The following is a 25,359-nucleotide window of genomic DNA, read 5'->3' on the forward strand; positions in this document are numbered from 1 at the left end:
CAAAAGCAGGGAGGGCTGAGCTGGCTGCAAAAGGTATCAGGGAACCCGGCCCGAATGCCACGAAAGACGAGACAGCGGCTTACAACCAGGCGCTGAAGGAAACGTCCGGCTACAAAACCGCGCAGGCGGAATGGGGAACGGGGAGCGCGATCCAGCAGGGTATCCAGGCGGCAACGGCGGCGGTGCAGGGGCTGGCGGGCAGTGACCTGAAAGCGGCGATAGCCGGTGGTGCCGCACCGTATATTGCAGAAATCATCAAGCAGTACGCCCCGGATGAAGCGAGCCGCGTCATGGCGCATGCGGCTGTGGCTGGCGTGATAGCGGCAGCTCAGGGTAACTCAGCGGGTGCCGGTGCGGCAGGTGCCGCCACCACAGCGATAATGGGTGAAGCCATCAAAAATGCGCTGTACGGAGATGTGCCGGTCAGCCAGCTGAGTGAGGAGCAGAAGCAGACTCTGGTGACGCTGGGAAGCCTGGCGGCAGGTCTTGCCGGTGGTCTGAGTAGCGGCAGTACATCGGGCGGGATGGCAGGAGCCCAGGCCGGCCAGAACGAACTCAGCAATAACATGACCGGTATAGGGTGGTTGTCGCAGATACTGGCACAGGAAACGCTGAACTCAGCAGCAATGGCTGAAGCGGGCAAGGGCGGCGCAAATGAGCAGGCGGCGCTGGCGCTGACGAAGAAAGTGAAGGAAGGGCTGGATGCGGCCTGCCTGGCAAGTAGCAGCTGTGTGCTAATGGCGGTGGTTGCAGCACAGAACCAATCAGACTCGAACGGTAGCCAGAACCCGAATATCGGCAAGGATCTGACGGATGAGCAGAAGAAAGAGCTGGGTGGTTCGGGGTCTGGAATGGGAACACCACCACCGCCAGAAAACGATCCGAATAAATTGGAAGAGAAAAAAGCCGATAAGCTGAATCAGAAGCAAGAAAGTGCTATCAAGAAGATTGATAATACTATAAAAAATGCTCTGAAAGATCACGATATAACAGGAACCCTCAAGGATATGGATGGTAATCCTGTTCCTAAAGAGAGCGGTGGTTATTGGGATCATATGCAAGAAATGCAAAATACTCTCAGGGGATTACGGAACCATGCGGATACGCTGAAAAACGTAAACAACCCCGAGGCTCAAGCTGCATATGGAAGAGCAACCGATGCCATTAATAAAATAGAATCTGCCTTGAAAGGATATGGGATATGAGCACCTTCCGTAAATTGATAGGAAACATAAATTTAACGAAGGAACCAAGTCAACAGTCTCCACTTGAACTATGGTTCGAACGCGTCATTGATATACCTATCGAAGAGTTGGCCGTCGAAGATCTTTGCCGTGCCATTCGGCAGGATCTATGTATTGACCAGTTAATGCCAAGAGTGTTGGATGTTCTGACCGAAGATCCGCTGGCTGGAGAATATTATGATGGTGAACTTATAGCAGCTTTATCGACGATAAAAAACGAGGAGCTAAAAGATCAGAAACGTATTTTTATCCAAATAAAGCAACTTATAAATCAGTTAGAACCTTCAGATATTAACGATGACTTAAAAAAAGATATATTAAAAATCAATCAAATAATCGTATAACCAACCCCGGCCTTGGCCGGGGTTGCCGCATCTAAGCCCTAAATCCTCCTACTTATCGCCGTTGCAACCGGATCATCCCTGTAGTGGTGGTGATCTTCAGTTGTTCCGCACTGGTGATGCCTGACTCGGTGAGCCAGTCACTGCCGATCACCAGTTCGGCATTCTCCCGTATCCAGTCGGCTCCCAGATCGTGGCGGTGCTGGCTGGCTTCACAGACTTCTGGCGGATGTGACGGCAACCGGCGACGGCACCCTGCTGGCAGGCAATAATCTGAACCTGATGAGCGGGCAGGAGACGTGGGATCAGTCTTCCAGCGCGAAGTGGAAAAAACACGGTCTGATGTCGAAGACCACCACGAAAATCCAGAGCGAGACGCATCAGCAGAGCGCGCTGGACAGTACCGTCTCCGGCGACACGCTGAAGGTGATGGCAGGGAACGATCTGACCGCATCGGGCAGCAACCTGCTGGGCACAAACGATGTGACGCTGAGCGCGGGCAACAACCTGACGCTGACCACCGCCGCCGAGTCCGATCACTCCGCCTCGATTGAGCAGAAGAAAAAATCCGGCTTCAGCGGCAGTGGCGAGATTGGCTTCTCGATGGGGCATTCGTCGCAGATACTGACTCACGATGAAAGCAGCAACATGCAGAATTTAAATTCATACCGTACCGTGCATTTTCGAACGAATAACCTCAGTATTTAAATCATACTTTTTGCAAACTGATGTTATCAGGTCAAAAAACCAGTTTGATGCATAAGGGGACACTCTGATCTCTTTAATCAAATTATTTGTATTTACTTCCAGCATTGTTCCTGGTGTTTCTCTTTTATCTCTGAATGGGCAAGATGAGTCATACCCAATTAATCTAACTTCATGTTCATAATCGTAAAATCTTGATTTATGCATGAAAGGCGCAAGCTTATGTTGAGTTGTAAATTCTTCGTTTGGAAGTGAAATGTAATTTATTTTTGCGATTATTAAGTTGTAGTTTTCAATTGGCGTGATGCTTTCTTTTATTCTATCGATATCAGTTATTATGCAGACTGCCCCTTCATTTTCCCCGTAAATCTTCCACATTGCCATGCTTTCATATTTATTTGCATGCCAGCAACTTACATCAATCCACTCTTTGTATTGATTATTGATCTCGTCATAACTTATTTCTTTTGCTGAAAATTCGCCAAAAACTGTATCGAAGTGTCTATTTTCATATAGTAAAAATGCATCCTCCTCTTCTTTATTTTTAGCCTCGACCTCCTCTTGAGATAACGTATGTGCAGTGGGCCAAGAAATGTTCATTGCTATGTCAATAAGCATAGCGTCGCCACTATTGATCATTTTGAATGTCAGACTTAGACCTCCTTCAGTTTTGTCTTCAAAACCAGAAGCTTTGGATAAGAAAATTTTTTTAGTGTCGAGTAGTCCCATAAATTTAGAAAAGTTCATGTATTTCTGTAGTTCAACTACTTCAGTAAAATCCCCAATTATTTCCATTTTTATTTAACCCTTCTTGAGTTTATTTAATAAAAGCAGTTTATCTTATTGGCTTTGTGGGTAAAGTTATTTTATGTAGTATTACTCAGAAACAAACCGAAAAGGAACTGACACCGTTAACCATACGCCGTTGTCAGCCTGAAAGAATCTAAAGCCCTGTTCGTACATGGTCTGGGATTGTATTTTTAATACAATCGGTTTCCCGTGACGTTGCCCTACCTGAATTGCAGTATCTTCATCAGATGAAAGATGCACATACTGCCGTGATAAGGGAATTAACCCTTGCTCCCGAATGGCAGGCATAAAGCGGGTAGCGGTCCCGTGATAGAGGTATTCCGGAGGTGTCTTTTCAGGGTAATCAATACTAACCTGTTGTGTTGAATGCCCCTGCGCCGCGCGGATGCGCAAACTGTCATCTGAAATCGTAAACCGCTTCTTATCGCTGCCGTCAACTATCTGACGCAGAAGGGTTTGGTCGAGCGCATAGCCTTTTTTAACCGAGCAAAGGATCAGGTCGCTGATGGTCGCCCAACCCTCTTTATCTAATGATAAACCGATGGCTTCTGGCTGATGGCGTAGTGCATAGCTTAAAAATTTACTTATCTCTGAACTGGTTTTACTCATTTTCGTGCTCTTCAATTCTGTCCAGGCTGACTTAAAACCTATAATGCAGCCTGACGGCAATTAAAACATCATCCATGCTAAATTAATCCCGCCACCTCCCTACCAAAGAGACTCTCCGCATGCTGAACGGACTTAACCACATCACTATCGCCGTCAGCGATGTGACAAAAAGCTTTGATTTTTATGTCAATACGCTCGGTTTTACCCCAAAGGCGATGTGGGCGCGAGGTGCCTACCTTTCACTGGGTGAGCTGTGGCTGTGCCTTTCGGCTGATAATGTGTTGTCCGGCGGGGATTACACTCACTATGCGTTCAGCATCCGTAGCAATGACTTTGATGAGTTTGCTGTTCGCTTAAGAACGGCGGGCGTGACGGAGTGGAAAATCAACAAAAGCGAAGGGAAGTCCGTCTACTTTTTAGATCCCGACGGGCATAAACTGGAAATTCATGACGGGGATTTGAACAGCCGCTTAATGGCCTGCCGGGACCAACCCTATGAGGGGATGACATTTTTCTGATTCCAGGCGGGGAATGGAGCCTTGTGGCTGGCCGAGATGACGCAGAAGGAAATCGGATATTGGGGCCAGTTTAACGCTGGCCCCAATTGACGGTCAGTACATTTTCCCTGCGGTCCTGCTGAAATTTCAACAGTCCAGGTGATGCGGACGCTTGCAAAAATTCCGGGGCTTCATCGCCTATTTTGCCAGTTCTTCCAGGCTATCGCGAAATGCCGTTACGGCAATAGCGCGGTTATCGGCCAGATAGCGATCTTTCGGCGCAGGGGCAGAGCTTTGCACCGCGATCAGCTGCCAGTCGCCGTTAACCTTCAGCAGCAGCGGGGAGCCGCTGTCTCCCGGCAGTGTATCGCACTGGTGCGACAGCACCGTTTTCTGCGCCCAGCCGGTGATCAGGCAGTCGTTATGCGAATAAAGCGTATCCAGGTGATCTTCCGGATAACCTGCCTGAGTTACTTTGCGACCGGTCGCCTTCAGCGCTGCGGTCATTTCACCGCGTGTACCGGAAAACAGCGGCAGCGGCACAATACCGGATGGAGGATTACGTAAAATAATCAGCCCGAAATCGTAGGGCGCGGCAGAAGCCGGAACAATCCAGCCATCGCCATCGGCCTTCAGTTTTTTCCCCAGCGTCGGATTCACCCGGCCTTCAATATCGTGAATTTCATAGCGCCATTTACCGTTATTGCCGGCGACAAAACGCAGTGCGATAGCTTTATCCAGTTTACCCGGTGGTGCCAGCAGGCAGTGGCCGGCGGTCAGGGCAAGGTGAGGGGAGATCAGCGTAGCACTACACAAATTGCCACTGGCCGTTTCAAGCTGTCCGATCGCTTCCCACGGCTGGCTGGCGGTATTGCTGACCGGCAGACGGTCATCTTTACCAAAAAACAGCGTCTTGGTGTCGGCTTCACTTTGGGCATCATCATCGGCGTGAGTACAGAACGAAAAGGAGAGGAAACCCATTAATAACACAGCAGTCAGGCGCATATTTCTCTCGGGCTGGAGAAGCATTAAAGGTGATTACGCTAATGCAGTAACTATAGACGGATAGCGCTTGAAAAGGGAGATTAATTTGGAATATCAGCACGCTACAGGGTTCAGATGTAGAAGCTGGCGGCAATCACACCGCAAAGGATCATCACAACCAGAATAATTTCGAATAAATAGCGGCGCACCATCATCCGAGACTCCGGGAAAGAAACACCCGGATTATCCGGGTGTTTGAGTTAAGGATCTTGTTTCGGGCGGCTGTCCGCCCGTCTGCAAAAGTTACGCTTTAGGAGCAGCGGCTTTCTTGGCAGCTTTGTGGTGCTTTTTAGCAGCCTGAGCTTTCTGAGCTACTGATTTCTTAGCGGCTCTGTGGTGCTTTTTAGCAGCCTGAGCTTTCTGAGCTACTGGTTTCTTAGCGGCTTTGTGGTGCTTTTTAGCAGCCTGAGCTTTCTGAGCTACTGGTTTCTTAGCGGCTTTGTGGTGCTTTTTAGCAGCCTGAGCTTTCTGCGCTACTGGCTTCTTAGCGGCTTTGTGGTGCTTTTTAGCAGCCTGAGCTTTCTGAGCTACTGGCTTCTTCGCGGCTTTGTGATGCTTTTTAGCAGCCTGAGCTTTCTGCGCTACTGGTTTCTTGGCGGCTTTGTGGTGCTTTTTAGCTGCCTGCGCTTTCTGCTCGGTCGCTTTCTTGTGTTTTTTGTGATGCTTAGCGGTTGCTTTAGCCGGAGCTGGCGCCGCAGTTGTGGTGGTGGCAGCAGCGGCAGCTGGTGCGGTGGTAGCTGGGGCAGCTGTGGTCTCAGCAGCGAAAGCAACTGAAGACAGACCCATTGCAGCGGCTACAACCAGAGCAAATAATTTTTTCATTGCAAAACCCTCAAATGTTTATTCATGTGTCAGCCCACTGCGGGGCCGGTGAGTAAACTATATGAGAACGGGACGGGCGCTTCAGTGAGTGATTGGTATCGGCGTGTAACCGAATGTACAAAGGGGAATGCGATAATAGCATTCCCCTTGAGGGCATGTAACAGCTGCGGGTTTACTTCAGATAACGGCTCTCAAGATGCTGGCGGAACCAGATCGGGTTGAGGTCCTCTCCGGTGGCATTCTCTACCAGCTGGCGGGTGGAGAAACGGCTGCCGTGCTGCCAGATATTCTGCTGTAGCCAGTTGAATACCGGCTGCAAATCGCCCTGGGCAATCAGTTCATTCACCTGGGGAATCGCACGCTTGAGCGCCTGGAACAGCTGCGCGGCGTACATTGCACCCAGCGTATAGGTCGGGAAGTAGCCGAAGGCACCGTCGGTCCAGTGAATATCCTGCATGCAGCCGTCGCGATAGTTCCCGGCAGTATTAATACCGAGCCAGTGCTGCATTTTTTCCTGCCACAGCGTGGGGATATCGTCGACCTCAATCTCTCCGGCAATCAGCGCGCGCTCAATCTCATAGCGCAGGATCACGTGAGCCGGATAGCTGACCTCATCGGCATCCACGCGGATCAGGCCCGGTTTCACCCGCTGGTTCAGCGCAATAAAGTTGTCGGTTGCCATACCGGCACGGTCGCCCAGCAGTTGCACCGCCAGAGGCTGGATCAGGCTGAGGAACTCCGGGCTGCGGCCCAGCTGTTTCTCAAAGAACAGGCTCTGTGACTCGTGAATGGCTGTTGAGCGCGCCAGAGCCACAGGCCGATCGGCCCACTGCTGCGGCAGATTCTGCTCATAGCGCGCGTGGCCGGTCTCGTGGATCACGCCCATCATCGCGCTGATAAATTCATCGCTTTTGTAGCGGGTGGTGATACGGACATCCTGCGGTACGCCGCCGCAGAACGGATGTGCGCTAACGTCCAGGCGACCGGCGTTAAAATCAAAGCCCAGCAGCTTCATTATCGCCAGCCCCAGCTCTTTCTGCTGTTCCTGCGGGAAAGGCCCGACAGGAGCGATCACCGTTTCTTTCGCCTGCTGGTCGACGATTTTTTGCAGCAGTTCCGGCAGCCACTGCTTAAGATCGCCGAAAGTACTATCCAGCTTCGCGCTGGTCATGCCCGGCTCGAAGACGTCCAGCAGCGCGTCATAGCGCGAACAGCCGTTGGCCTGTGCCCGAATTTCAGCTTCCTCGCGGCTGAGTTTCACCACCTCTTTCAGATTGGCGGCGAACCCCTGCCAGTCGTTGGCGGGGCGCTGCTGACGCCACGCGTGTTCGCAGCGGGAACCGGCGATGGATTTAGCTTCCACCAGCGAGGCGGGCAGCAGAGAGGCCTGCTGCCAGGCGCGGTGCATTTCGTACAGATTTGCCTGCGCCACATCGTCCAGATCTTCCTGCTTCGCCTGGTCCAGCCATTCCCCCACCTGTTTTGCCGTCAGGATTTCATGGCGCAGCACGCTCAGCTCCGCCAGCGCTTCACCGCGTGCGCGGCTGCCGCCTGCGGGCATCATGGTTTGCATATCCCAGCCGGTAATTGCAGCAAGATGACCAAAGCGTGAAAGGCGCTGAAAGGTTCGGGTCAGATTCGCGTAAGCAGATGACATACTATTCCTTAATAAGAGGAGCGTTCAGACGCCTCAGGCGTCGCGCAAAGGGTGATTAATTGGCCAGCAGAAGCGCACGCTGGCACCGCCAAGCGGGCTGCTGTCGATGGTGACGTAGCCGCCAAACGCCTGTGCCACAGAGTGAACAATCGCCAGCCCCAGGCCGCAGCCGCCGGTAGCGCGATCGCGGCTGGGATCGAGCCGCACAAAGGGTTCGAATACCCGTTCGCGCTCTTCCTGCGGAATGCCGGGGCCGTCATCCTCCACCTGCAGGCAGGCAATGTCGCCGTCAAACCACAGTCCAACGCGCAGCCGCTTGTCGGCATAGCGCAGGGCGTTATTCACCAGATTGTCCAGCACGCGTTCCATCAGACGGGTATCGGCCACGCCGTGATTTTCACGCTGCGGAGTATCCAGCGCGATTTCGGTATCGGGATTGACCAGGCGCATATCCTGCAGCCGTTCGTGCAACCACTGTGCCAGATCGAGTGATTGCAGATTCAGCTCCACGCGCGGACGATCGAGGCGGGCGTAGGTCAACAGCTCTTCGATCAGCGCCTCCAGCTGGCCGATATCCCGGTTTAGTGCCGCAGATTCCGCCTCACTGAGGTTATCGCTCATTTCCAGACGATAGCGCAAACGCACCAGCGGAGTGCGCAGTTCATGGGCAATGCCGTCGATCAACTGCTTCTTGCTGGCGACCAACGTATTGATATTGTCAGCCATCTGGTTAAAGGCCACCCCCAGCCGCAGCAGGCTGGAGGTACTGTCAAAATGGATACGCTCGTCAAGATGGCCCTGACCGAAGCGCTGTGCGGCATTCTCCAGCTTCAGCATGTCCTGCCAGTGCGGGCGCATCCAGATAAACACCGGTAACGCCAAAGATATACCGATAAAGGCCAGCAGCGCGATATCCAGCAGGCGCATTTCGTGCAGATAGAACAGATACGGGATCGGGCCGACCGCCAGCACATAGTGGCTGCGCGGAATGTGCTGCAGGAAGGTGTATTCGTCGTCGAGCGCGACAATTTCCCCCGCGCGCAGACGGCGCAGCGTCGGCGGATCGAGCTGGTATTTGCTCATCGGCTCGATGTGCAGCTTAAAGGACAGGTTGAGATCGAGGTTATTAATGGTGCGGTTCCAGTCGCGCGGCGGGATCTCCCGCAGTTCGCTGCGCATCAGATACAGCGAACTCTTCATTAAATCGTCCATCGACTGGCGACCGGCGCGTTCGGCGGTGAATTTGTACACCAGCCCGACCAGCATCGCCATTACCAGGAAGCAGACAAACAGCAGCAGATAAAACTGAATAAACAGCTTTCTCATTCTTTATAACTCAAAAATCAACATGTTAGCTACCTGCTTTTTACCTTCAGGGGCACTATGGGGGCACTCGTATAACCACCAATGCGCTGATTCAGGTACGAAACCTGATCGCTGTCGAGGGCGGTGATCCAGGAAGAATATACCTGAAAAACCATTTCTGCATTCTCATGACCCATTTGACTCGCTATAAAAGCAGGGTTTGCACCGGCTGACAACATCCAGCACGCGTATGTATGGCGCAGTTGATAGGGGCGTCGGCGTCGGATACCCGCTTTGCGTACAGTAACATCCCAAAGTGACTTTATCGAATTAACGGAGTAATGCGGGGCCTGCATGCCTTTCAGCATCCGCGGCATGAATACAAAATGCAGCTTCTGTGTTTCTGTTTTACCGAATTCTCTGTGGTGGATCGTCACTGGAACCTGAGGTGCGTTTCCTGTTAGCTCCTTTTGAGCCCGCAGGGCTTCAAGCGCTGGCTCAAGCAGCTTTATTATTCTGTATCCGGATTCGGTTTTTGGTGGGCCGAAAATGCCTTCTTGAGTAAGATTACGACTGACGTGAACTTCTCCAGCAGTGAGATCGATATCCTCCCAGGCCAGTGCGCAAAGCTCACCAGGACGTATCCCGGTATAGGCGAAAAATTGCCACATGTTTTTCTGTTTTTCCGGAGCGGCATCGTTTAATTGCTGGTACTCATGTTTCAGAAGTGGGTCAGGTTTGGTATGCCCTTTACGCAGTCTTTTGATGCCGACGTAAGGCTGGTAGGAAATGATTTTATTCTTTACGGCATAGTCCAGGATCTGTCGCAATATAGACAGGTAGTAATCGACTGTGCGAACAGCCCGCCCGGAGTTGTTGCGTCGTTTTTCAGGAACATAATTGGTTTCGCCAGTCAGCAGCTCCTTTCTCCAGTTCAGAATGTCATTGTTGGTGATAGAAGCTACAAGCGTATCGGGGCCGATCATCTTGCCTAAAGTGCGTATGGCTATGCCGTAGCTTCTCGATGCGTTAGGAGACAGGTCAATTTTATGGTTCTCATACCAGCTTGAAGCCAACTCCGAGAATGACGTAATGTTCTGCGATACATAGAACTTTGCAGCGATTTTTGATTCAGGAAAAACAGTCCTGTAATCAAAAATACCCATCTGTATTTCACTGACAATTTTGGCTCTTAGGTTTCCGGCTTTTTTGATATTTGCAGCATTTACGATCCAGCCCGTGAATCGCCACGGGTTTAACAGACACCTCGGAGTCATTTAAGATGGCTTAAAGAGAGGTGCCCATGAGCGGTAAGCGTTATCCCGAAGAGTTTAAAATTGAAGCAGTCAAACAGGTTGTTGATCGTGGTTATTCTGTTTCCAGTGTTGCAACACGTCTCGATATCACCACCCACAGCCTTTACGCCTGGATAAAGAAATACGGTCCGGATTCTTCCAATAATAAAGAACAGTCAGATGCTCAGGCCGAGATTCGCCGTCTCCAGAAAGAGCTGAAGCGGGTTACCGACGAACGGGACATATTAAAAAAAGCCGCGGCGTACTTCGCAAAGCTGTCCGACTGAGGTACGCCTTTATCCGTGACAACACCTGTTGCTGGCCTGTTCGCCTGCTCTGTCGGGTGCTGGATGTTCATCCCAGTGGCTTTTACGCCTGGCTTCAGCAGCCGCATTCACAACGCCATCAGACAGACCTGAGACTGACAGGACAGATTAAACAGTTCTGGCTGGAGTCGGGATGCGTCTATGGTTATCGCAAGATCCATCTGGATCTGCGGGACACCGGGTAACAGTGCGGAGTCAACAGAGTCTGGCGACTTATGAAACGTGCCGGGATAAAGGCTCAGGTCGGATACCGGAGCCCGCGGGCACGTAAAGGCGAGGCCTGTATCGTGTCGCCCAACAGGCTCCAGCGACAGTTCAATCCGGATGCTCCGGATGAGCGTTGGGTAACGGACATCACCTACATCAGGACCCACGAAGGCTGGCTGTATCTTGCCGTGGTTGTTGATTTGTTCTCACGCAAAATTATCGGCTGGTCGATGCAATCCCGGATGACAAAGGACATTGTCCTGAACGCATTGCTGATGGCTGTATGGCGGCGTAATCCCCAAAAACAGGTGCTGGTTCACTCTGATCAGGGCAGTCAGTACACAAGCCATGAGTGGCAGTCGTTCCTGAAATCACACGGCCTGGAGGGGAGCATGAGCCGTCGCGGTAACTGCCACGATAATGCGGTTGCAGAAAGCTTTTTCCAGTTGCTGAAGCGTGAACGGATAAAGAAAAAGATCTATGGAACGCGGGAAGAAGCCCGCAGCGATATTTTTGATTACATCGAAATGTTTTATAACAGTAAGCGCCGGCATGGTTCGAGTGATCAGATGCCACCGACGGAATATGAAAATCAATATTATCGACGGCTCAGAAGTGTCTAGATTATCCGTGGCGATTCAGTTTGAGGATTAAGTATGAAAACTATTTGGTCCCACCATTTACTTACAGGGACAGGTCTTGAGGTAACACTAAGTGAAAAAGGAGCAAAATACTTTGACTCTTCATTTCCGCCTATTTGCATCATTCCAATGCCTTGAAAAAAGACCGCATTATTCGGGGGGTCTTGTGTTGAAGTGATCAAGTTAATTTTGGTTGCGTTCAGGTGCTTGAGAAGAGATGTTGAAGCTCTTGTATTATGAATCAAAACTCGAATGACTGTCGCCATTCTAATCGCTTCGTCGGTTGCGCCTGCATCATACGCTTCACAGGACCTCTTGAGAAAGCTAAGCTGTCTTGCGAGATGGGCTCTAAAATCCATCTGATCACCTGTAAGATAGTTTCGTTTGAACTCTTAATCCCTTTTGTAGAAGGTTAAGGCTGAAAACACACATGGATGTGCATAGTACTGATTAATTTATCTCAGTACATTAAAGGGGGCGGCAGTTATTGATCATTTTCTCCTGCTGCCTCTCTTTGCTGAGATTCTATTTTATGAAGGTCTTGCATTAGTTTTTTAAATCCTGGGATAATAGCCCCATCATACACAGCACCATTCTCGTGAAGCTTAAATAAAAACCTCTTAAAATCTTCGTCATTTTCAATTTTCCCGCCGACTTCTTCATGCGCCTTTAGAAGCCCTTTCAGCCATTTGTAAAAATTTCTACTCTGAGATTCTAGTGCGTCATGATCGGATTTTATTGTTGAAAGTTGTATTTTGTTTATTTCATTCTTGAGTCTGGCTTCACTCGCGGCCTCCTTTCGCTTGGAAATTTTCAAGTCCAATGCACTCTGCCCCAGTTTGTCACTATTTTTGATAATGTAATATTGGCTTGCTGTAAATTCATATGTGAGGCGAGTTAAATATGGCATTACGATTGATAAAATAGATCCAATTAAAATTGGGAAAATAAAATATTTCCAATAAAATAAATCTTCGTATGCCATTAAGCCTAATGTAAGTTCTATGTCATTCTTTGACATTAGAATTAATAATATATGTTGAAAATTAGCTACCACAACTGAAGAAAACATGTACATGTACAATCTGTTAGTTAATCTATCCTTAGTAACTTCCAGAATGCTTTCCTTTAAACTATCTGATTCACTCATGATCAATCCCACGGATAAATTTATTACTATCTTACTTCTTAAAATTTGCTAATGCACTAAGTTTTAAACCAATTTTATCTAAACAAGCATGATATATCTCATACTTAAGGCTGAAGTCACTTTTTAAGGGAAATCCTACTCCTAACTCAGTCGAGGTAGGTAAGTAAGGTGGTAAATGGAAACTATAAGCTATCGGAAGTACCAACTGAGGAATTACTCAAATGAACAATGGGAACTGATTAAATTGCCAGATCCATTATACGGTTACTGTGAATCGAGTTAGCATCCCTTGATTCCTCCTGCTCAAATGATAATGCTGTATGTATATACAGTTTGTTTGACGAGAGAGCATCATGCCCCGCTACTACGAAAACCCCATCGCATTCAGAAACTGCATCGTCCTTGAGCCAGGCTGCTGTCACATCTGGCATCATTAATCATTCCCGCGCACATTAACTTTTCGCGTCTACTTTTGTAGCAATAAAATATGGAGTTAATGCTATAAATTTCAATAAGTTAACGTTATCCGTTTAAATTTGGGAAAATTTTTGGATTTCTATTGTTTCTCCTATTCTCGGTTTGTATATTCAGGTCTACATTTGAGGAGGATTGCCATGAATCATATAGAAGAGATTGAATTTATTCATAAAACTGGAGATGTTCTATATCCGACGAAGATTACTCAAAAATCTTCGGGGAAAACAGCATTCCATCTTAAGCCACTTGGGCTTGACAAGACGACTGACCTTATAGAAGTGGAAGATGCTTCAGAAGCAATTCGCTTAGTGGTTGAGGGGCACTATTCAATTCGTTGCAAAACACTAATAGCAACTGTTAGAAACAAAAAGGGCCAACTTCGCAAGCGAGAAGGTATGTATAGCATCAATGGACGAAATATAACAAAATATAATCTGAGATCACGGTAAGCTCTATAATCAAGTTATTTAAGGGAGAGGGCAGTGCGTGATCATTATGGGTTGCATGACGCTGGAAGTCCTGTCTGTTTATGATGAAAACCGGCTAACGATCTGACGATAATCACTTGAAGATTTGACCGAATTTCTTCCCTATTTCACTCCATTGAATCTCCATATAAAATTCAGACAAAAACCAGCCGTAAGAGGCTGGTTTTTCTAGGTATTTGTTCGGTACGAGAGGATTTAAACCTCCGACCCCAGACACCCCATGACCGAGTGCACTAAATACGCTTATCCAGAACCGAGATAATCTCGGACTGGACAGCACATAGACCAACTACCGCGCTTATTATTCCAGCCCACGCGGTTTCACACATACATGAAGCAATCGTGAGGGTAAATCGGAATAATTTATTCATAGGCTTCTCCTTATTGGTAATATTCATCAAAGCAACGCTGATTAAGCGCAAAGCTGTTATGACTAGCATCACTGTAAGGGCCGGAATAAATGGCGCATGCGTGAGAATCGAACTCACATCTCTGGATAAGCATACTCACCAATCATACTAAGCGTTTGCCGCTACTAATTCAAGATACCATTCCCCAAAACTAGATTTTACTCTAAGTATTTCATAGGGTTGAAACAAGACTAACCGTATGAGCAACGCAGTTTCGATTATTAATTATTATATAAATATCAATGCATTAAGGGTGTTTTTCTAAGGTAATGCTGCGCCATATGGAATGGTTCGAAGCCTCAGACCTGATCGTTAAAGTCATGGAAAGCGCAATCGCCGCCAAGACCGTGACGGATGACTTCGAACAGTTGGTGGATCATGATAAATTTCTGGGCCTTGAGATGTACTGATGGGCTCTAAAATGAAGGGATGCTGCAATTGCTGTGATGTAATCACTCTTCTATTAAACTCGCAGGATCAGTTAGGTGTCCTTCCATGCCTGCTCGCCAGACACCGAGCAGGGACAATTTTGGGGGCATTTCACTCTTAGGGACAACATCAGGGGCACGAAAACGACCGTGCCCGCCCTTAAATGTACATTGCTCGCCTTGTGGCAACATGTTGAAAATAAGCTAATTTATTTAAATTCAGTATGTTGCGACATCTCCGCACACTAAAACTGAATAAACAGCTTTCTCATTGGGCATCCCAGGCGTGCGGAGCGAACAGGTAGCCTTTATTACGGATGGTTTTAATCCGGTACGGCTCGGTGGCGCTATCCAGCAGTTTTTTACGCAGGCGCGAAATCGCCACGTCAATGCTGCGATCCATGCCGTCGTAGCTGACGCCGCGCAGGGTTTTCAACAGGGCATCGCGGTTGAGAATTGTGCCTGCATGGGTTGCCAGCTCCCACAGCAGATCGAAGTCGGCGGTGGAAAGAGCAATAATTTCACCAGAAAGCGTCACCTGGCGGTTAACCGGATCGATGCTCAGCGTGCCGAAGCGCAGGCCTTTCTGGCTGGAAACCGCAGGAGCGATCTCTTCACCCTGGGTTTTGCTCCCGGCCTGGCGCAGATGCAGCCGCAGACGCGCCAGCAGAACCGCCGGCGGCGTGGTCTTGAGAATATAATCATTCGCACCCATCTCCAGCGACAGAATATGGTTCATGTCGCTGTCGAGTGAGGTCAGCAGCACAACCGGGCCAGACCAGTCGCCGCTGCTGCGGATATCGCGGCAAAGCGTCATCCCGTCCTTGCCGGGTAGCATAATATCCAGCATGACAAGGTCCGGGTTAGTGGCGGCGATCGTTGCTTCAGCCCTGTCTCCTCGGCTTTCCACAATGACCTCAATATCGTGTCTTCCCAGATAGGCGGCGATCAGCTCGCCTACATCTTTGTCGTCTTCAACAAATACAATTTTATTCATGATGCGGTATATCGGGCCGTAGATGACACTAGCTTATCCTTTCTCAGGGGCAACGCCTATTAACCTGTGCTAAATCGTCGGAAAAACGCCTCGGAGAATCCTTACATCTGTTAATCTAATGAATGTAGTATAATGTCGGTCGAGTATGTCATTATAAGCGTAAGGGCTGTTTTGACTTGTAACGAAAAGGAGGAAGGGTGTCAGAAACTAAGCTGGCTGCAGTAGGGCACAATGACCCTGTCTGTATAAATTATATCGATTTCCTTTCCGCTTCCTGTAAGAAACGCTGGAGTTTTGTTGATGCGATTTACGGCGTTATCCCGTTTTTTGGCATCGTTACGCGCAAAACGGCAGCTGCCCCTCGCGCCGCGCCGGAACGCCTTAAAGACCTCGCGCTGCAGATTATCTCTACTCAGGTCAGTGATGAAATCAATATTGTTCGCCTGATAACTCTTGCGCAACAGCAGCAAATTGCCCGCTTTGAAATTCTTCTGCCTTATCCGCTATCAGAATCTCAGCTGACCACCGTGCGTCAGGAATATGCCCGTCCGCTGGAACTCCAGCAGCAGGACGACCGACTGCATATCGCCATCCCGCCGCTGTCCCACTGACGGCTACTGCATCAGCATCCAGGCTGCCGGAAGGGCGGCCAGGACCAGTACTCCCATTGCCATCTTCTCGACAGGCTTCAGCGCCGTCAGGGCCTGTCCCTTACGGCGGGCGAACAGAAACAGCAGCATTCCCGGCGCGTAAAGCACCACCGACAGCAGCAAATGCAGTGGCCCGGAAGCGTAGAGCAGCCACAGACCGTAAAGACTCGCGCCGATAGCGACTGCCGTCACGGCGGGTTGGCCATTGCGATATGCCAGCTTGAATAAATAGGCACCTACCAGGAAGTAAGGCACCAGAATCATCTCTGAAGCGATAGTCAGCAGCGTATTGTAGTCTGCCCCGGTCAGCCAGATCAGGATCAGGCACAGCTGAACGCAGCCGTTAGTCAGCCACAGTGACGCGGCAGGGGCACCCCGGGCGTTCTGGTGGCTGAGGATACGAGGGAACGCGCCGTGCTGTGCGGCAATCATCGGAACTTCCGCCGCCATAATCGTCCAGCTGAGATAGGCACCGCAGACGGAGACTATCAGCCCGCTGACGATAATCAGGTTGCCCCAGGGGCCAATCAGCGAAGTCATCAGTCCCGCGACCGAAGGGTTGCGCATGTCAGCCAGTTCAGCGCGCGGCACCACGCCGAGCGAGAGTAGCGTCACCAGCAGATACACGAACAGTGCAGCCACCACCGCCAGAAGCGTCGCGCGGCCGACATCCCGCTTGTTGCGCGCGCGGGAAGACACCACCACCGCACCCTCAACGCCGATAAACACCCACAGGGTGATCAGCATGGTGTCTTTAACCTGCTGCCACACCGGTTTACCCAGCGACAGTCCACTGAAATCGATACGGAATCGATCGTAGTTGAAAGCGGCAATCGCCAGCACCACAAACAGCCCGAGCGGCAGCAGCTTGCCGAGTGTGGCAGCCAGATTAATCCCGGCAGCGGTCTGTACGCCGCGCAGCACCAGGGCATGGACACCCCACAGCAGCACGGAGGCACCCAGCATTGCCTGCCAGGTATTGCCATCGCCAAATACAATGTGGCCCGGCGAATCGGTAAAGAAACTCATCGCGGAAAAAACGATAACCAGATACGACACGTTGGCGATCACCGCGCACAGCCAGTAACCCCAGGCGGAGCAGAAGCCAATCAGCTCACCGAAACCCGCCTGTGCATAGGTAAAGATCCCGCCATCCAGTTCTGGTTTTATTCGGGTCAGCAGCAGCATTGCCGTGGCCAGCAGCAAAATGCCCACGCCGGTAATCCCCCAGCCGATCAGCAATGCTGCCGGACTGGCTACCGCGGCCATATTTTGCGGCAGGCTGAAAACGCCTGCACCGAGCATAGAGCTGAGTACCAGCGCGGTCAGGGCGGTAATCCCTAGTTTTTTGTCCAAGAATGACTCCAGAAACAGAATAAAAATCCAGTTAATTCGATTGGTGTGAATTTTACTCAGGGTTAATGTGCGATTGTGCGAACGATAGCCCTGCAAAAGGAGGGCGATTTTACGGAGTGAGGAGGAGGGATGCAATGATTTACTATGCACAAATCACAGCGGATTATTCACCAATAAAAAGGGCAGCCCGAAGGCTGCCCGCGTTGCAGACGGTTTTAGCTTATTACCTGAACAGGTCAGCACTGACAGTCAGGTTACCGCCGCTCTGATTAGACCACTGGCGAGTCACGTGGTAGTACTTCGCACCTTTGGCAATCGCGCGCTTACCGACTTCTTCCGAGATTTCGGTTGGCGTGCTGAAGTGGCCGGTGAAGGTTACGCTGTCAAACGGCTGCATCTGTGCCGCCGTGATGGCGTTCACTTCCTGCACGCTCTTACCGTTCGGCAGAGTGACAGTGTAACGCTGGCCGGTCGTGGTCTGTGTTTCAAAGAAACGACCCACATTTTTGCTTGGTGTATCGGAGGACGCGACACCCGGGATCTCAACGTTTTTCGCTGCGGCACCACCGGCGGCCAGCGCGGCTTTACCGGCTTCGGAATCCGCAGGGATCAGATTCGACGACTGCTGCACCACACGTTTTGGCGCGTCGGCTTTATAGATATAGGCGGTGATCATCTGGTTGCCGCCGTTGTTGGTATCGATCTGGCGAATAATAAAGAAGGATGCCGCACCTTTATCTTTCGCTGAACGACTAATGGCGTCGTTGACGTCCGGCTGGCTGCGGAAGAAACCGCTGGCGCTGACCGTGTCATACGGTTCCAGCGAGTAGGCTTCCGATTTAGTCAGTTCGCGCACGCCGTTGATCACGCGATCTTTATTCTTCACTGCTTCCGGTGCATCTGCGTGATACAGATCGGCAGTCACGTTCCAGTTGCCACCGTTGCCGTTGGTGTCGTTGATGCCCTGAATGTAGTAGGAGGCGGCACCCATCGCATCAGCACGTTTAGATACTGCGCTGCTGGCTTCGTTAATGGCATTAAAACGGCCATTGATGGTGATCCGATCAAACGGTTTCAGCGCGGCGGCTTTCTCCGGCGTCAGTTCCTGTGCCGCATGGACTGCGGTTAATGATGTGAGTGACAACAGGGCTGATGCCAGGATGGTGTTCTTCAGCTTCATAAAAATAATCCTTCGCCTTACGCAAAATGAGTACGAAAACGTGCTGGAGTCTTGATGTTCAACAGATTAGTCCACGATTATTGCATGTAATAATGCCTCTGTCTCAGCCATTTTTTATGGTTTTATGTGGGTGGGTATTCCGTTTTTTGGAATAGTCAGGAAAGCTTGCTGAATCGAGTCATTTTTTCAGTCCATACCACTTATGCAGGTAATAGCTACCACTTTACTCGTTAATGCATTGTTAATTAATGGTATTTGATAAGAATACACTGAGAATGTTAAATTTTTTCGTAGCAGATTATCGTTGGTTTAACGCGAAATTCAGGTCCAATATAGGGTTGAACCGGGTCTGATTTGAATTTTTATAGGTAAAGTGCGCCGCAGTGCTCGTGGTGGCTGGATCGGAACACACATTTTCAGTAGGTTATAAACAGTTTGAAACAAGATGGTTTCGGTCATATGGGCCGGAGCAGTATCAACAAACCGTCATACTCTCTGATGAAAGGGAAGAATATGCTTATTGGTATTACCAAAGAACGGTTGGCAAACGAAGCCCGTGTGGCAGCAACACCGAAAACGGTGGAACAGCTGTTATCACTTGGCTTCAGTGTCACCGTAGAAAGCGGTGCGGGTCAGCTCGCCAGCTTTGACGATGCAGCCTATGTTGCTGCCGGTGCGACTATCACCGATGCAGTTAACGTCTGGCAGTCGGATATCGTGCTGAAGGTTAATGCGCCGAACGATGAAGAGATCGCCCTGACGCGTGAAGGCAGTACGCTGGTCAGCTTTATCTGGCCCGCGCAGAACCCGGCGCTGCTGGAAAAACTGGCCGCGCGTAAAGTCACCGTGATGTCGATGGATGCGGTGCCGCGTATTTCCCGCGCTCAGTCGCTGGATGCCCTCAGCTCGATGGCCAACATCGCCGGTTATCGCGCGATTGTGGAAGCCGCTCACGAGTTTGGCCGCTTCTTTACCGGACAAATCACCGCGGCTGGTAAAGTACAGCCTGCCAAAGTGATGGTCATCGGTGCCGGTGTCGCCGGTCTGGCTGCGATCGGTGCCGGGCGCAGCCTGGGCGCTATTGTCCGCGCCTTCGACACGCGCCCGGAAGTGAAAGAACAGGTGCAGAGTATGGGCGCCGAATTCCTCGAGCTGGACTTCGAGGAAGAAGCGGGCAGCGGCGACGGTTATGCGAAGGTGATGTCTGAAGCCTTTATTAAGGCAGAGATGGCACTGTTTGCGGCTCAGGCTGCGGAAGTGGACATTATCGTCACCACTGCCCTGATCCCGGGCAAGCCAGCGCCGAAGCTGATTACCGCTGAAATGGTTGCTTCGATGAAACCGGGCAGTGTGATCGTCGATCTGGCGGCGCAAACCGGCGGCAACTGTGAACTGACCGTGGCGGATAAAGTCACCGTCACCCCGAACGGTGTGAAGATTATCGGCTACACCGATCTGCCAAGCCGTCTGCCGACGCAGTCTTCCCAGCTCTACGGTACTAACCTGGTTAACCTGCTGAAGCTGCTGTGCAAAGAGAAGAACGGCGAGATTACCATCGACTTCGACGATGTCGTGGTGCGCGGCGTGACCGTGATCCGCGATGGCGAAGTGACCTGGCCTGCACCGCCGATTCAGGTTTCCGCTGCGCCAAAAGCGCCGAAGGTTGAAGTGAAAACCGCTGAGGTGGAGAAAAAACCGGCTTCTCCACTGCGTAAGTATCTGCTGCTGGCGCTGGTTATCGTCCTGTTTGGCTGGCTGGCTAACGTTGCGCCGCCGGAGTTCCTCTCGCACTTTACCGTGTTCGCGCTCTCCTGCGTGGTGGGTTACTACGTGGTGTGGAACGTCAGCCATGCGTTGCATACTCCGCTGATGTCGGTAACCAATGCGATTTCCGGCATTATCGTTATCGGTGCGGTACTGCAAATTGGTCACGGCGGCTGGGTCAGCTTCCTGTCGTTTATCGCGGTGCTGATCGCCAGCATCAATATCTTTGGTGGCTTCACCGTCACCCAGCGCATGCTGAAAATGTTCCGTAAAAACTGAGGGGTTTGTCCATGTCTGGCGGATTAGTGACTGCAGCATATATTGTTGCTGCGATCCTGTTTATTTGCAGCCTTGCCGGGCTGTCTAAACATGAAACCTCGAAACAGGGGAATATCTTCGGCATCAGCGGTATGGCGCTGGCGCTGGTGGCGACCATTTTTGGCCCGGATTCCGGCAATATTGCCTGGGTGCTGCTGGCAATGGTGATTGGTGGGGCGATCGGTATCCGTCTGGCGAAGAAGGTCGAGATGACCGAAATGCCGGAGCTGGTGGCGGTGCTGCACAGCTTCGTTGGCCTGGCGGCGGTGCTGGTGGGCTTTAACAGCTACCTGGACCATGCGCCTGGTCTGCTGCCGGTGATGGAGAACATCCATCTGACCGAAGTCTTTATCGGCATCTTTATCGGTGCAGTAACCTTTACCGGTTCGATTGTGGCGTTTGGCAAGCTGCGCGGGAAAATCTCCTCGCGTCCGCTGATGCTGCCGCATCGCCACAAGCTGAACCTGCTGGCGCTGGTGGTTTCCTTCCTGCTGCTGATCCTGTTTGTGCGTTCAGAAAGCGTGGGTGCTCAGGGCTTCGCGCTGTTGGTGATGACGCTGATCGCCCTGGCATTCGGCTGGCATCTGGTGGCATCTATCGGCGGTGCCGATATGCCGGTAGTGGTGTCGATGCTGAACTCCTACTCGGGCTGGGCGGCAGCGGCGGCGGGCTTTATGCTCAGCAACGACCTGCTGATCGTGACCGGTGCGCTGGTGGGTTCAAGCGGTGCAATCCTCTCCTACATTATGTGTAAGGCGATGAATCGTTCGTTTATCAGCGTGATCGCCGGTGGTTTCGGTACTGACAGCAGCTCAACCGGTGAAAGCGAAGAGATGGGCAAGTACCGCGAGATCGACGCAGCGGGCACCGCAGAACTGCTGAAAGGCTCTAACTCGGTGATCATTACCCCGGGTTACGGTATGGCGGTTGCGCAGGCTCAGTATCCGGTGGCTGAAATCGCCGAGAAACTGCGCGCGCGCGGCATCTCCGTGCGTTTCGGCATTCACCCGGTTGCCGGTCGTCTGCCTGGCCACATGAACGTGCTGCTTGCCGAAGCGAAAGTGCCTTACGATATCGTGCTGGAAATGGACGAAATCAATGATGACTTCGCTTCTACCGATACCGTGCTGGTTATCGGCGCTAACGACACCGTTAACCCGGCCGCGCAGGAAGATCCGCGCAGCCCGATCGCCGGCATGCCGGTGCTGGAAGTGTGGAAAGCGCAAAACGTGGTGGTATTCAAACGTTCAATGAATACCGGTTACGCAGGCGTGCAGAACCCGCTGTTCTTTAAAGAGAACACCCAGATGCTGTTCGGTGATGCGAAAGCGACCGTAGATGCCATTCTGAAAGCACTGTAAGCCACTCAGGCTTTGGGGTGACATGACCTGAAGCCTGAGAAGAACGGAAAGTAACAGGGGCGACCTTTAACCGGTCGCCCCTTTTTTATTGTCCGTTTTAAATCCGCTCCTCGGAAGAGAGGAGCGGATTCCCGCAATGAGTCAAAGCAGGTGCTCAGTACGGCATGAGCTATTGTTTCTGCTCGGGGTCCTGGGTACCGATAAAGAAGTACCAGAGCGGGATGGAAAACAGCAGGGTGAAGACGCTACTGTAAATCGTGATCATAAAGAATTCAGAAATATACAGCTCTACCGGCCAGGTAGAGAACGGCATGTTGTATTCCTGAATGGCCCCGCCGATGATCGCTCGGGTCATGATAATGGCAACGACAATGAAAACGCAGGCCTGGGCGGTCAGAAAATTCCTTCTCTTTTTGCCCGGTGGTAAAAACGCCATAAAAAACTCCTGTATGCTGTTCAGAACTTCACGTTAACTTTTGCCCACCAGGTACGACCTGGCTCGTTAACCGGGGTATTAGACGAGTAACCAAAGCTGCTGTTACCCGCCAGATTCAGATGTTCGCTATACGCCTGATTGAAAATATTATCAACGCCAGCGCTCAGCTTAAGCTGCGGATTAAACTGCCAGGCCGCATTGGCGGAAAAGATGCTGAAACCGGGACTACGGCTAAAATCTTTGCCGACCACATTTCCCTGGTTCAGCGCGATGCGATCCTGATGGCTGACCATCCGCAGCAGGGCGCTGGTGCTGAACGGTCCATTTTCCCAACCCAGCCCGAGCCGGGCATCCAGCGGCGGCATCTGCGGCAGAGCCGTGTTATCACTGCGATTCTTGCCCCACGCCCACGCCAGGCTGGCATCCGTTGACCAGTGTTCTGTCAGCTGGTAACGGTAACCGGCTTCAGCACCCATAATGGTGGCGTCAACGTTGTTTGCCTGGCTGATGCTGCTGTCGGCCGCATCGTAATTAAACAGAATAAAATCGTTCACCCGGCCAACGTAGGCGGAGAGCCAGCCATCAAGGTGTTCACCGGAATATTTGGCGCCGAAGTCCAGCTGGGTGGTTTTTTCCGGCTTGACCGTATCAAATGCCGCTGAACGGCCATCTGATCCGGTGGAAGGCGAAAATAACTCCCAGTAATCCGGGAAGCGTTCGGTATAGCCGACGCCAGCATACAGCATCAGCGGCACGTCGTTGAGTGTATGCTCCAGACGCATAAATCCGGCCGGCAGCGTATCGCTACGTTCGCCTTCACCGCTGGCGCTGAAATTATCCACCCACGTGCGATCCAGACGTGCACCACCCACGATTTTATCCTGTTCGCTCGCCGACCAGCTCAGCTCACTGAACATGCCGACGTCGTGGAAGCGGGCATCTTTACTCCAGTCATCGCCGCTGCGCTGGCGGTGGGTGCTGGTCTGCATATCCAGACCGCTTTCGAGTTTAACATCGCCCAGCATCAGCGTGGCCATCGCCCGCCCGCCAACGGTACGGCGGTCGAGCCTGCCCGACATGCCGCTGCTCATATCCATACCGCCCATCGCCATGCCATCCATGCTGCCCATTCCGGCAGTCGGTGAGCGCAGGGTGATATTATCCATAATATGGTCGGCATAGTTGTAATAAATTTGTGCCTCAACTTTATCCAGCACTTCACCGATGTTCGATTTCTCGAAGCGCAGGCCGAGGCTTTCACGCTTAAACTGTGAACCGTCCATACTGCGACCGGCGTAGCGGGCCTCGCCGTTGCCGCGCCCGGCGCTCAACTCCAGCAACGTATCGGCATCCGGCGTCCAGCCCAGCGCGATATCGGCATTCCATTTATCCCAACGAGAAGCAACACGATCGCCGTTGCCGTCTTTGTAGTCATCCGAACGCGATTTGTTACCCAGCAAGCGCAGATAGCCCTGTTCACTGCCGAGGCTGAGGTCCGCATTCTGATCGTAGCGATGGTTTGATGCGGCCAGCAGGCTGGCATCGCCTTTGATCCCTGGTTCTTTGAACTGCGGCTGCTGGCGTTCAAAGCGGATGGTTCCGGCGGAGTTTCCCGGCCCCCAGAGGACGGTTTGCGGCCCCTTGGTGATACTGAGTAAATCGAAGCTTTCCGGTGAAATATAGGATGTTGGTGCATCCATTCGCGCCGGGCAGGCCCCCGGCATTTCTCCGCCGTCGGTGAGGATACGCAGGCGTGAGCCAAACATCCCGCGAAATACCGGATCGCCGTTGGTGCCGCCGTTGCGTACCTGAGCAAAACCGGGAATGGTTTTCAGATAGTCGGAACCGTCGCTGGCGGGAACCGGCTGGCGTGGCGTTTTGGGGGATGTCACCACGTTCAGCGGATTGGACAACGGTGCCGTTACGGTAATCACTGCATCCTCGTTCACGATGGGATGATGAGGATCGGAGGCAGCCTGGCTTTGGCATGCGATGGAAATAGCCGCACTCAGCAGTGAGCTGCGCAGGGGAAATGTATTCATTTATTATTCCTGTTTTAACCATCAACGCTAACGTCTGATAACTATTTCATTCCCGTCATCCAGTGCTTTTATAACGCAATAGAAAATTCAGGGTGATAATAATCAAGGCGTGCGAGGTCCTGTGAAAATCACATTATTATTTTTGGCCAAACGATATATTTGCCGCTGGCAAATTATCGAGTTGAATAACATTCAGGAATTAAAAAACAGGCGGAGCGCGCGGCTGGCAGGGGCCGGGGTAAACGGTAAGGTGATATGTGGGCAGCGGACGTATCGGTGGTGACTGGCTCACCAGCAGCATCAGTAGCAGCACCGGGACAAATAGCCACATCAGCATCGGCACGTGGACCAACAGCTGGCAATAGCCGCAGGCAAATTCATCCATCATGCCCATGCCCATGCCCATGCCCATGCCCATGCCCATGCCCATGCCCATACTCATGGCGTGGGTCTGAAGGGGATTCATGGCGTGTTGCGTTGTGCGATTAAAATCGTTTACGCTGCTGTGGCTGCTGTGGCTGCTGTGGCTGCTGTGGCTGCTGTGGCTGCTGTGGCTGCTCGATATATCGTCAGCAGTCATACTTTGCATATTCATATCATCGTGCATCGCGGACATATCGTGCATTGCTTCAGTCATACCGTCTGAAGACTGGCGATGCATCAGCGATTGCGAGATGTCCGGCGCGATAAATAGCAGCAGAATCGCCAGTATGGCGATAAGTGCAGGCATTCGGCGCTGTGACAGACGATATAAAACCAAAAGGGCAATCTCTGGCAAAGTAAAATGACCGGCAGAGTG

General features: G+C 51.4%; 25 protein-coding genes and 2 pseudogenes. 10 read left to right on the forward strand and 17 right to left on the reverse strand.

What is annotated here, in order from left to right:
• Positions 1-182 precede the first annotated feature (182 nt).
• Both JOE09_RS01135 and JOE09_RS01140 read left to right on the forward strand, forming a co-directional pair.
• Complete coding sequence (locus JOE09_RS01135; RefSeq protein WP_338049270.1) at positions 183-1,205, forward strand: VENN motif pre-toxin domain-containing protein; 1,023 nt, start codon at positions 183-185, stop codon at positions 1,203-1,205.
• Positions 1,202-1,588, forward strand: a complete 387-nt coding sequence (locus tag JOE09_RS01140; protein WP_205064475.1) for a contact-dependent growth inhibition system immunity protein — start codon at positions 1,202-1,204, stop codon at positions 1,586-1,588. The genes JOE09_RS01135 and JOE09_RS01140 overlap by 4 nt, the downstream gene beginning before the upstream one ends.
• Before the next feature lie 52 nt (positions 1,589-1,640).
• Here the strand turns inward: JOE09_RS01140 and JOE09_RS01145 are convergent, their stop codons facing one another.
• Positions 1,641-1,826 carry a hypothetical protein gene (locus JOE09_RS01145; protein WP_205064476.1) on the reverse strand — a complete coding sequence of 62 codons (186 nt, stop codon included), beginning with the start codon at positions 1,824-1,826 and terminating at the stop codon, positions 1,641-1,643.
• On the opposite strand from JOE09_RS01145, the gene JOE09_RS01150 reads away from it, so the two are divergent.
• Positions 1,817-2,293: a hemagglutinin repeat-containing protein gene (locus tag JOE09_RS01150; RefSeq protein WP_205064477.1), complete on the forward strand. Its 477-nt coding sequence runs from the start codon at positions 1,817-1,819 to the stop codon at positions 2,291-2,293. The two genes, JOE09_RS01145 and JOE09_RS01150, sit on opposite strands and share 10 nt — an antisense overlap.
• On the opposite strand, the gene JOE09_RS01155 is transcribed toward JOE09_RS01150, so the two are convergent.
• Both JOE09_RS01155 and JOE09_RS01160 read right to left on the reverse strand, forming a co-directional pair.
• Complete coding sequence (locus tag JOE09_RS01155; RefSeq protein WP_205064478.1) at positions 2,249-3,085, reverse strand: hypothetical protein; 837 nt, start codon at positions 3,083-3,085, stop codon at positions 2,249-2,251. The genes JOE09_RS01150 and JOE09_RS01155 overlap by 45 nt on opposite strands.
• 81 nt (positions 3,086-3,166) lie before the next feature.
• A complete protein-coding gene (locus tag JOE09_RS01160; protein WP_205064479.1) occupies positions 3,167-3,709 on the reverse strand; it encodes an RNA 2'-phosphotransferase in 543 nt (180 codons plus the stop codon).
• Between the two features lie 119 nt (positions 3,710-3,828).
• On the opposite strand from JOE09_RS01160, the gene fos reads away from it, so the two are divergent.
• Positions 3,829-4,227 carry a fosfomycin resistance glutathione transferase gene (fos, locus tag JOE09_RS01165; protein WP_205064480.1) on the forward strand — a complete coding sequence of 133 codons (399 nt, stop codon included), beginning with the start codon at positions 3,829-3,831 and terminating at the stop codon, positions 4,225-4,227.
• A gap of 177 nt (positions 4,228-4,404) precedes the next feature.
• Here fos and JOE09_RS01170 read toward each other — a convergent pair whose 3' ends face one another.
• The 6 genes from JOE09_RS01170 to JOE09_RS01190 all read right to left on the reverse strand — a co-directional run bounded on the left by JOE09_RS01170 (position 4,405) and on the right by JOE09_RS01190 (position 10,311).
• On the reverse strand, positions 4,405-5,211 hold the full coding sequence (locus JOE09_RS01170; protein ID WP_205064481.1) for a trypsin-like serine peptidase: 807 nt from the start codon (positions 5,209-5,211) through the stop codon (positions 4,405-4,407).
• 110 nt (positions 5,212-5,321) lie between these two features.
• On the reverse strand, positions 5,322-5,405 hold the full coding sequence (gene ydgU / locus JOE09_RS26490; protein ID WP_476703935.1) for a small membrane protein YdgU: 84 nt from the start codon (positions 5,403-5,405) through the stop codon (positions 5,322-5,324).
• An 88-nt stretch (positions 5,406-5,493) separates the two neighbouring features.
• A complete protein-coding gene (gene asr, locus JOE09_RS01175; RefSeq protein ID WP_205064482.1) occupies positions 5,494-6,072 on the reverse strand; it encodes an acid resistance repetitive basic protein Asr in 579 nt (192 codons plus the stop codon).
• A 172-nt stretch (positions 6,073-6,244) separates the two neighbouring features.
• Positions 6,245-7,729 carry a carboxypeptidase M32 gene (locus JOE09_RS01180; RefSeq protein ID WP_205064483.1) on the reverse strand — a complete coding sequence of 495 codons (1,485 nt, stop codon included), beginning with the start codon at positions 7,727-7,729 and terminating at the stop codon, positions 6,245-6,247.
• Between the two features lie 33 nt (positions 7,730-7,762).
• A complete protein-coding gene (gene rstB, locus JOE09_RS01185; RefSeq protein ID WP_205064484.1) occupies positions 7,763-9,055 on the reverse strand; it encodes a two-component system sensor histidine kinase RstB in 1,293 nt (430 codons plus the stop codon).
• Positions 9,056-9,084: 29 nt separating this feature from the next.
• Positions 9,085-10,311, reverse strand: a complete 1,227-nt coding sequence (locus tag JOE09_RS01190) for a tyrosine-type recombinase/integrase (protein ID WP_205064485.1) — start codon at positions 10,309-10,311, stop codon at positions 9,085-9,087.
• 26 nt (positions 10,312-10,337) lie between these two features.
• On the opposite strand from JOE09_RS01190, the pseudogene JOE09_RS01195 reads away from it, so the two are divergent.
• Positions 10,338-11,485: pseudogene (locus JOE09_RS01195) on the forward strand (IS3 family transposase).
• Here JOE09_RS01195 and JOE09_RS01200 read toward each other — a convergent pair.
• Both JOE09_RS01200 and JOE09_RS01205 read right to left on the reverse strand, forming a co-directional pair.
• Positions 11,482-11,862 (reverse strand): hypothetical protein, encoded by a 381-nt coding sequence (locus JOE09_RS01200; protein WP_205064486.1) that lies wholly within the window; start codon positions 11,860-11,862, stop codon positions 11,482-11,484. The pseudogene JOE09_RS01195 and the gene JOE09_RS01200 sit on opposite strands and share 4 nt — an antisense overlap.
• A 125-nt stretch (positions 11,863-11,987) precedes the next feature.
• Complete coding sequence (locus JOE09_RS01205) at positions 11,988-12,653, reverse strand: hypothetical protein (protein WP_205064487.1); 666 nt, start codon at positions 12,651-12,653, stop codon at positions 11,988-11,990.
• A 614-nt stretch (positions 12,654-13,267) separates the two neighbouring features.
• Here JOE09_RS01205 and JOE09_RS01210 point away from each other — a divergent pair.
• Together JOE09_RS01210 and JOE09_RS01215 are read left to right on the forward strand one after the other, a co-directional pair.
• The gene (locus tag JOE09_RS01210; RefSeq protein ID WP_205064488.1) at positions 13,268-13,579 is read left to right on the forward strand and encodes a transposase; all 312 of its coding nucleotides are present in this window, start codon (positions 13,268-13,270) and stop codon (positions 13,577-13,579) included.
• A 709-nt stretch (positions 13,580-14,288) separates the two neighbouring features.
• Positions 14,289-14,438: pseudogene (locus JOE09_RS01215) on the forward strand (hypothetical protein); the annotation flags it as partial.
• Between the two features lie 286 nt (positions 14,439-14,724).
• Here JOE09_RS01215 and rstA read toward each other — a convergent pair.
• Positions 14,725-15,453: a two-component system response regulator RstA gene (gene rstA / locus JOE09_RS01220; protein WP_105594658.1), complete on the reverse strand. Its 729-nt coding sequence runs from the start codon at positions 15,451-15,453 to the stop codon at positions 14,725-14,727.
• A 197-nt stretch (positions 15,454-15,650) separates the two neighbouring features.
• Here rstA and JOE09_RS01225 point away from each other — a divergent pair, with 197 nt between their 5' ends.
• A complete protein-coding gene (locus JOE09_RS01225; RefSeq protein WP_205064490.1) occupies positions 15,651-16,064 on the forward strand; it encodes a hypothetical protein in 414 nt (137 codons plus the stop codon).
• A gap of 3 nt (positions 16,065-16,067) precedes the next feature.
• Here JOE09_RS01225 and JOE09_RS01230 read toward each other — a convergent pair whose 3' ends face one another.
• Positions 16,068-17,459, reverse strand: coding sequence for an amino acid permease (locus JOE09_RS01230; RefSeq protein ID WP_205064491.1), 1,392 nt, complete (start codon positions 17,457-17,459; stop codon positions 16,068-16,070).
• A 223-nt stretch (positions 17,460-17,682) separates the two neighbouring features.
• Entirely contained in the window at positions 17,683-18,639 is a 957-nt protein-coding gene (gene ydgH / locus JOE09_RS01235) for a DUF1471 family protein YdgH (protein ID WP_205064492.1), read from the reverse strand.
• Between the two features lie 513 nt (positions 18,640-19,152).
• On the opposite strand from ydgH, the gene pntA reads away from it, so the two are divergent.
• A complete protein-coding gene (gene pntA, locus JOE09_RS01240; protein ID WP_205064493.1) occupies positions 19,153-20,682 on the forward strand; it encodes a Re/Si-specific NAD(P)(+) transhydrogenase subunit alpha in 1,530 nt (509 codons plus the stop codon).
• Positions 20,683-20,693: 11 nt separating this feature from the next.
• Complete coding sequence (gene pntB / locus JOE09_RS01245) at positions 20,694-22,082, forward strand: Re/Si-specific NAD(P)(+) transhydrogenase subunit beta (protein ID WP_205064494.1); 1,389 nt, start codon at positions 20,694-20,696, stop codon at positions 22,080-22,082.
• A gap of 169 nt (positions 22,083-22,251) precedes the next feature.
• Here pntB and JOE09_RS01250 read toward each other — a convergent pair whose 3' ends face one another.
• The 3 genes from JOE09_RS01250 to JOE09_RS01260 all read right to left on the reverse strand — a co-directional run bounded on the left by JOE09_RS01250 (position 22,252) and on the right by JOE09_RS01260 (position 25,290).
• The gene (locus tag JOE09_RS01250; protein ID WP_200546935.1) at positions 22,252-22,518 is read right to left on the reverse strand and encodes a DUF2534 family protein; all 267 of its coding nucleotides are present in this window, start codon (positions 22,516-22,518) and stop codon (positions 22,252-22,254) included.
• 20 nt (positions 22,519-22,538) lie between these two features.
• The gene (locus JOE09_RS01255; RefSeq protein WP_205064495.1) at positions 22,539-24,560 is read right to left on the reverse strand and encodes a TonB-dependent copper receptor; all 2,022 of its coding nucleotides are present in this window, start codon (positions 24,558-24,560) and stop codon (positions 22,539-22,541) included.
• Between the two features lie 199 nt (positions 24,561-24,759).
• Positions 24,760-25,290, reverse strand: coding sequence for a DUF2946 family protein (locus JOE09_RS01260; protein ID WP_205064496.1), 531 nt, complete (start codon positions 25,288-25,290; stop codon positions 24,760-24,762).
• Positions 25,291-25,359: the final 69 nt, after the last annotated feature.

It is taken from the genome of Pantoea coffeiphila (assembly GCF_016909495.1).
Taxonomy (GTDB): domain Bacteria; phylum Pseudomonadota; class Gammaproteobacteria; order Enterobacterales; family Enterobacteriaceae; genus Erwinia; species Erwinia coffeiphila.

What these genes read in the sequence shown, in the direction of transcription:
- JOE09_RS01190 (WP_205064485.1), bottom strand. Translation starts at nt 10,311, where the DNA reads ATGACTCCGAGGTGTCTGTTAAACCCGTGGCGATTCACGGGCTGGATC.
- pntB (WP_205064494.1), top strand. Translation starts at nt 20,694, where the DNA reads ATGTCTGGCGGATTAGTGACTGCAGCATATATTGTTGCTGCGATCCTG.
- asr (WP_205064482.1), bottom strand. Translation starts at nt 6,072, where the DNA reads ATGAAAAAATTATTTGCTCTGGTTGTAGCCGCTGCAATGGGTCTGTCT.
- JOE09_RS01260 (WP_205064496.1), bottom strand. Translation starts at nt 25,290, where the DNA reads ATGCCTGCACTTATCGCCATACTGGCGATTCTGCTGCTATTTATCGCG.
- rstA (WP_105594658.1), bottom strand. Translation starts at nt 15,453, where the DNA reads ATGAATAAAATTGTATTTGTTGAAGACGACAAAGATGTAGGCGAGCTG.
- ydgH (WP_205064492.1), bottom strand. Translation starts at nt 18,639, where the DNA reads ATGAAGCTGAAGAACACCATCCTGGCATCAGCCCTGTTGTCACTCACA.
- rstB (WP_205064484.1), bottom strand. Translation starts at nt 9,055, where the DNA reads ATGAGAAAGCTGTTTATTCAGTTTTATCTGCTGCTGTTTGTCTGCTTC.
- JOE09_RS01155 (WP_205064478.1), bottom strand. Translation starts at nt 3,085, where the DNA reads ATGGAAATAATTGGGGATTTTACTGAAGTAGTTGAACTACAGAAATAC.
- JOE09_RS01140 (WP_205064475.1), top strand. Translation starts at nt 1,202, where the DNA reads ATGAGCACCTTCCGTAAATTGATAGGAAACATAAATTTAACGAAGGAA.
- JOE09_RS01180 (WP_205064483.1), bottom strand. Translation starts at nt 7,729, where the DNA reads ATGTCATCTGCTTACGCGAATCTGACCCGAACCTTTCAGCGCCTTTCA.
- fos (WP_205064480.1), top strand. Translation starts at nt 3,829, where the DNA reads ATGCTGAACGGACTTAACCACATCACTATCGCCGTCAGCGATGTGACA.
- ydgU (WP_476703935.1), bottom strand. Translation starts at nt 5,405, where the DNA reads ATGATGGTGCGCCGCTATTTATTCGAAATTATTCTGGTTGTGATGATC.
- JOE09_RS01170 (WP_205064481.1), bottom strand. Translation starts at nt 5,211, where the DNA reads ATGCGCCTGACTGCTGTGTTATTAATGGGTTTCCTCTCCTTTTCGTTC.
- JOE09_RS01250 (WP_200546935.1), bottom strand. Translation starts at nt 22,518, where the DNA reads ATGGCGTTTTTACCACCGGGCAAAAAGAGAAGGAATTTTCTGACCGCC.
- JOE09_RS01255 (WP_205064495.1), bottom strand. Translation starts at nt 24,560, where the DNA reads ATGAATACATTTCCCCTGCGCAGCTCACTGCTGAGTGCGGCTATTTCC.
- JOE09_RS01205 (WP_205064487.1), bottom strand. Translation starts at nt 12,653, where the DNA reads ATGAGTGAATCAGATAGTTTAAAGGAAAGCATTCTGGAAGTTACTAAG.
- pntA (WP_205064493.1), top strand. Translation starts at nt 19,153, where the DNA reads ATGCTTATTGGTATTACCAAAGAACGGTTGGCAAACGAAGCCCGTGTG.
- JOE09_RS01160 (WP_205064479.1), bottom strand. Translation starts at nt 3,709, where the DNA reads ATGAGTAAAACCAGTTCAGAGATAAGTAAATTTTTAAGCTATGCACTA.
- JOE09_RS01200 (WP_205064486.1), bottom strand. Translation starts at nt 11,862, where the DNA reads ATGGATTTTAGAGCCCATCTCGCAAGACAGCTTAGCTTTCTCAAGAGG.
- JOE09_RS01210 (WP_205064488.1), top strand. Translation starts at nt 13,268, where the DNA reads ATGAATCATATAGAAGAGATTGAATTTATTCATAAAACTGGAGATGTT.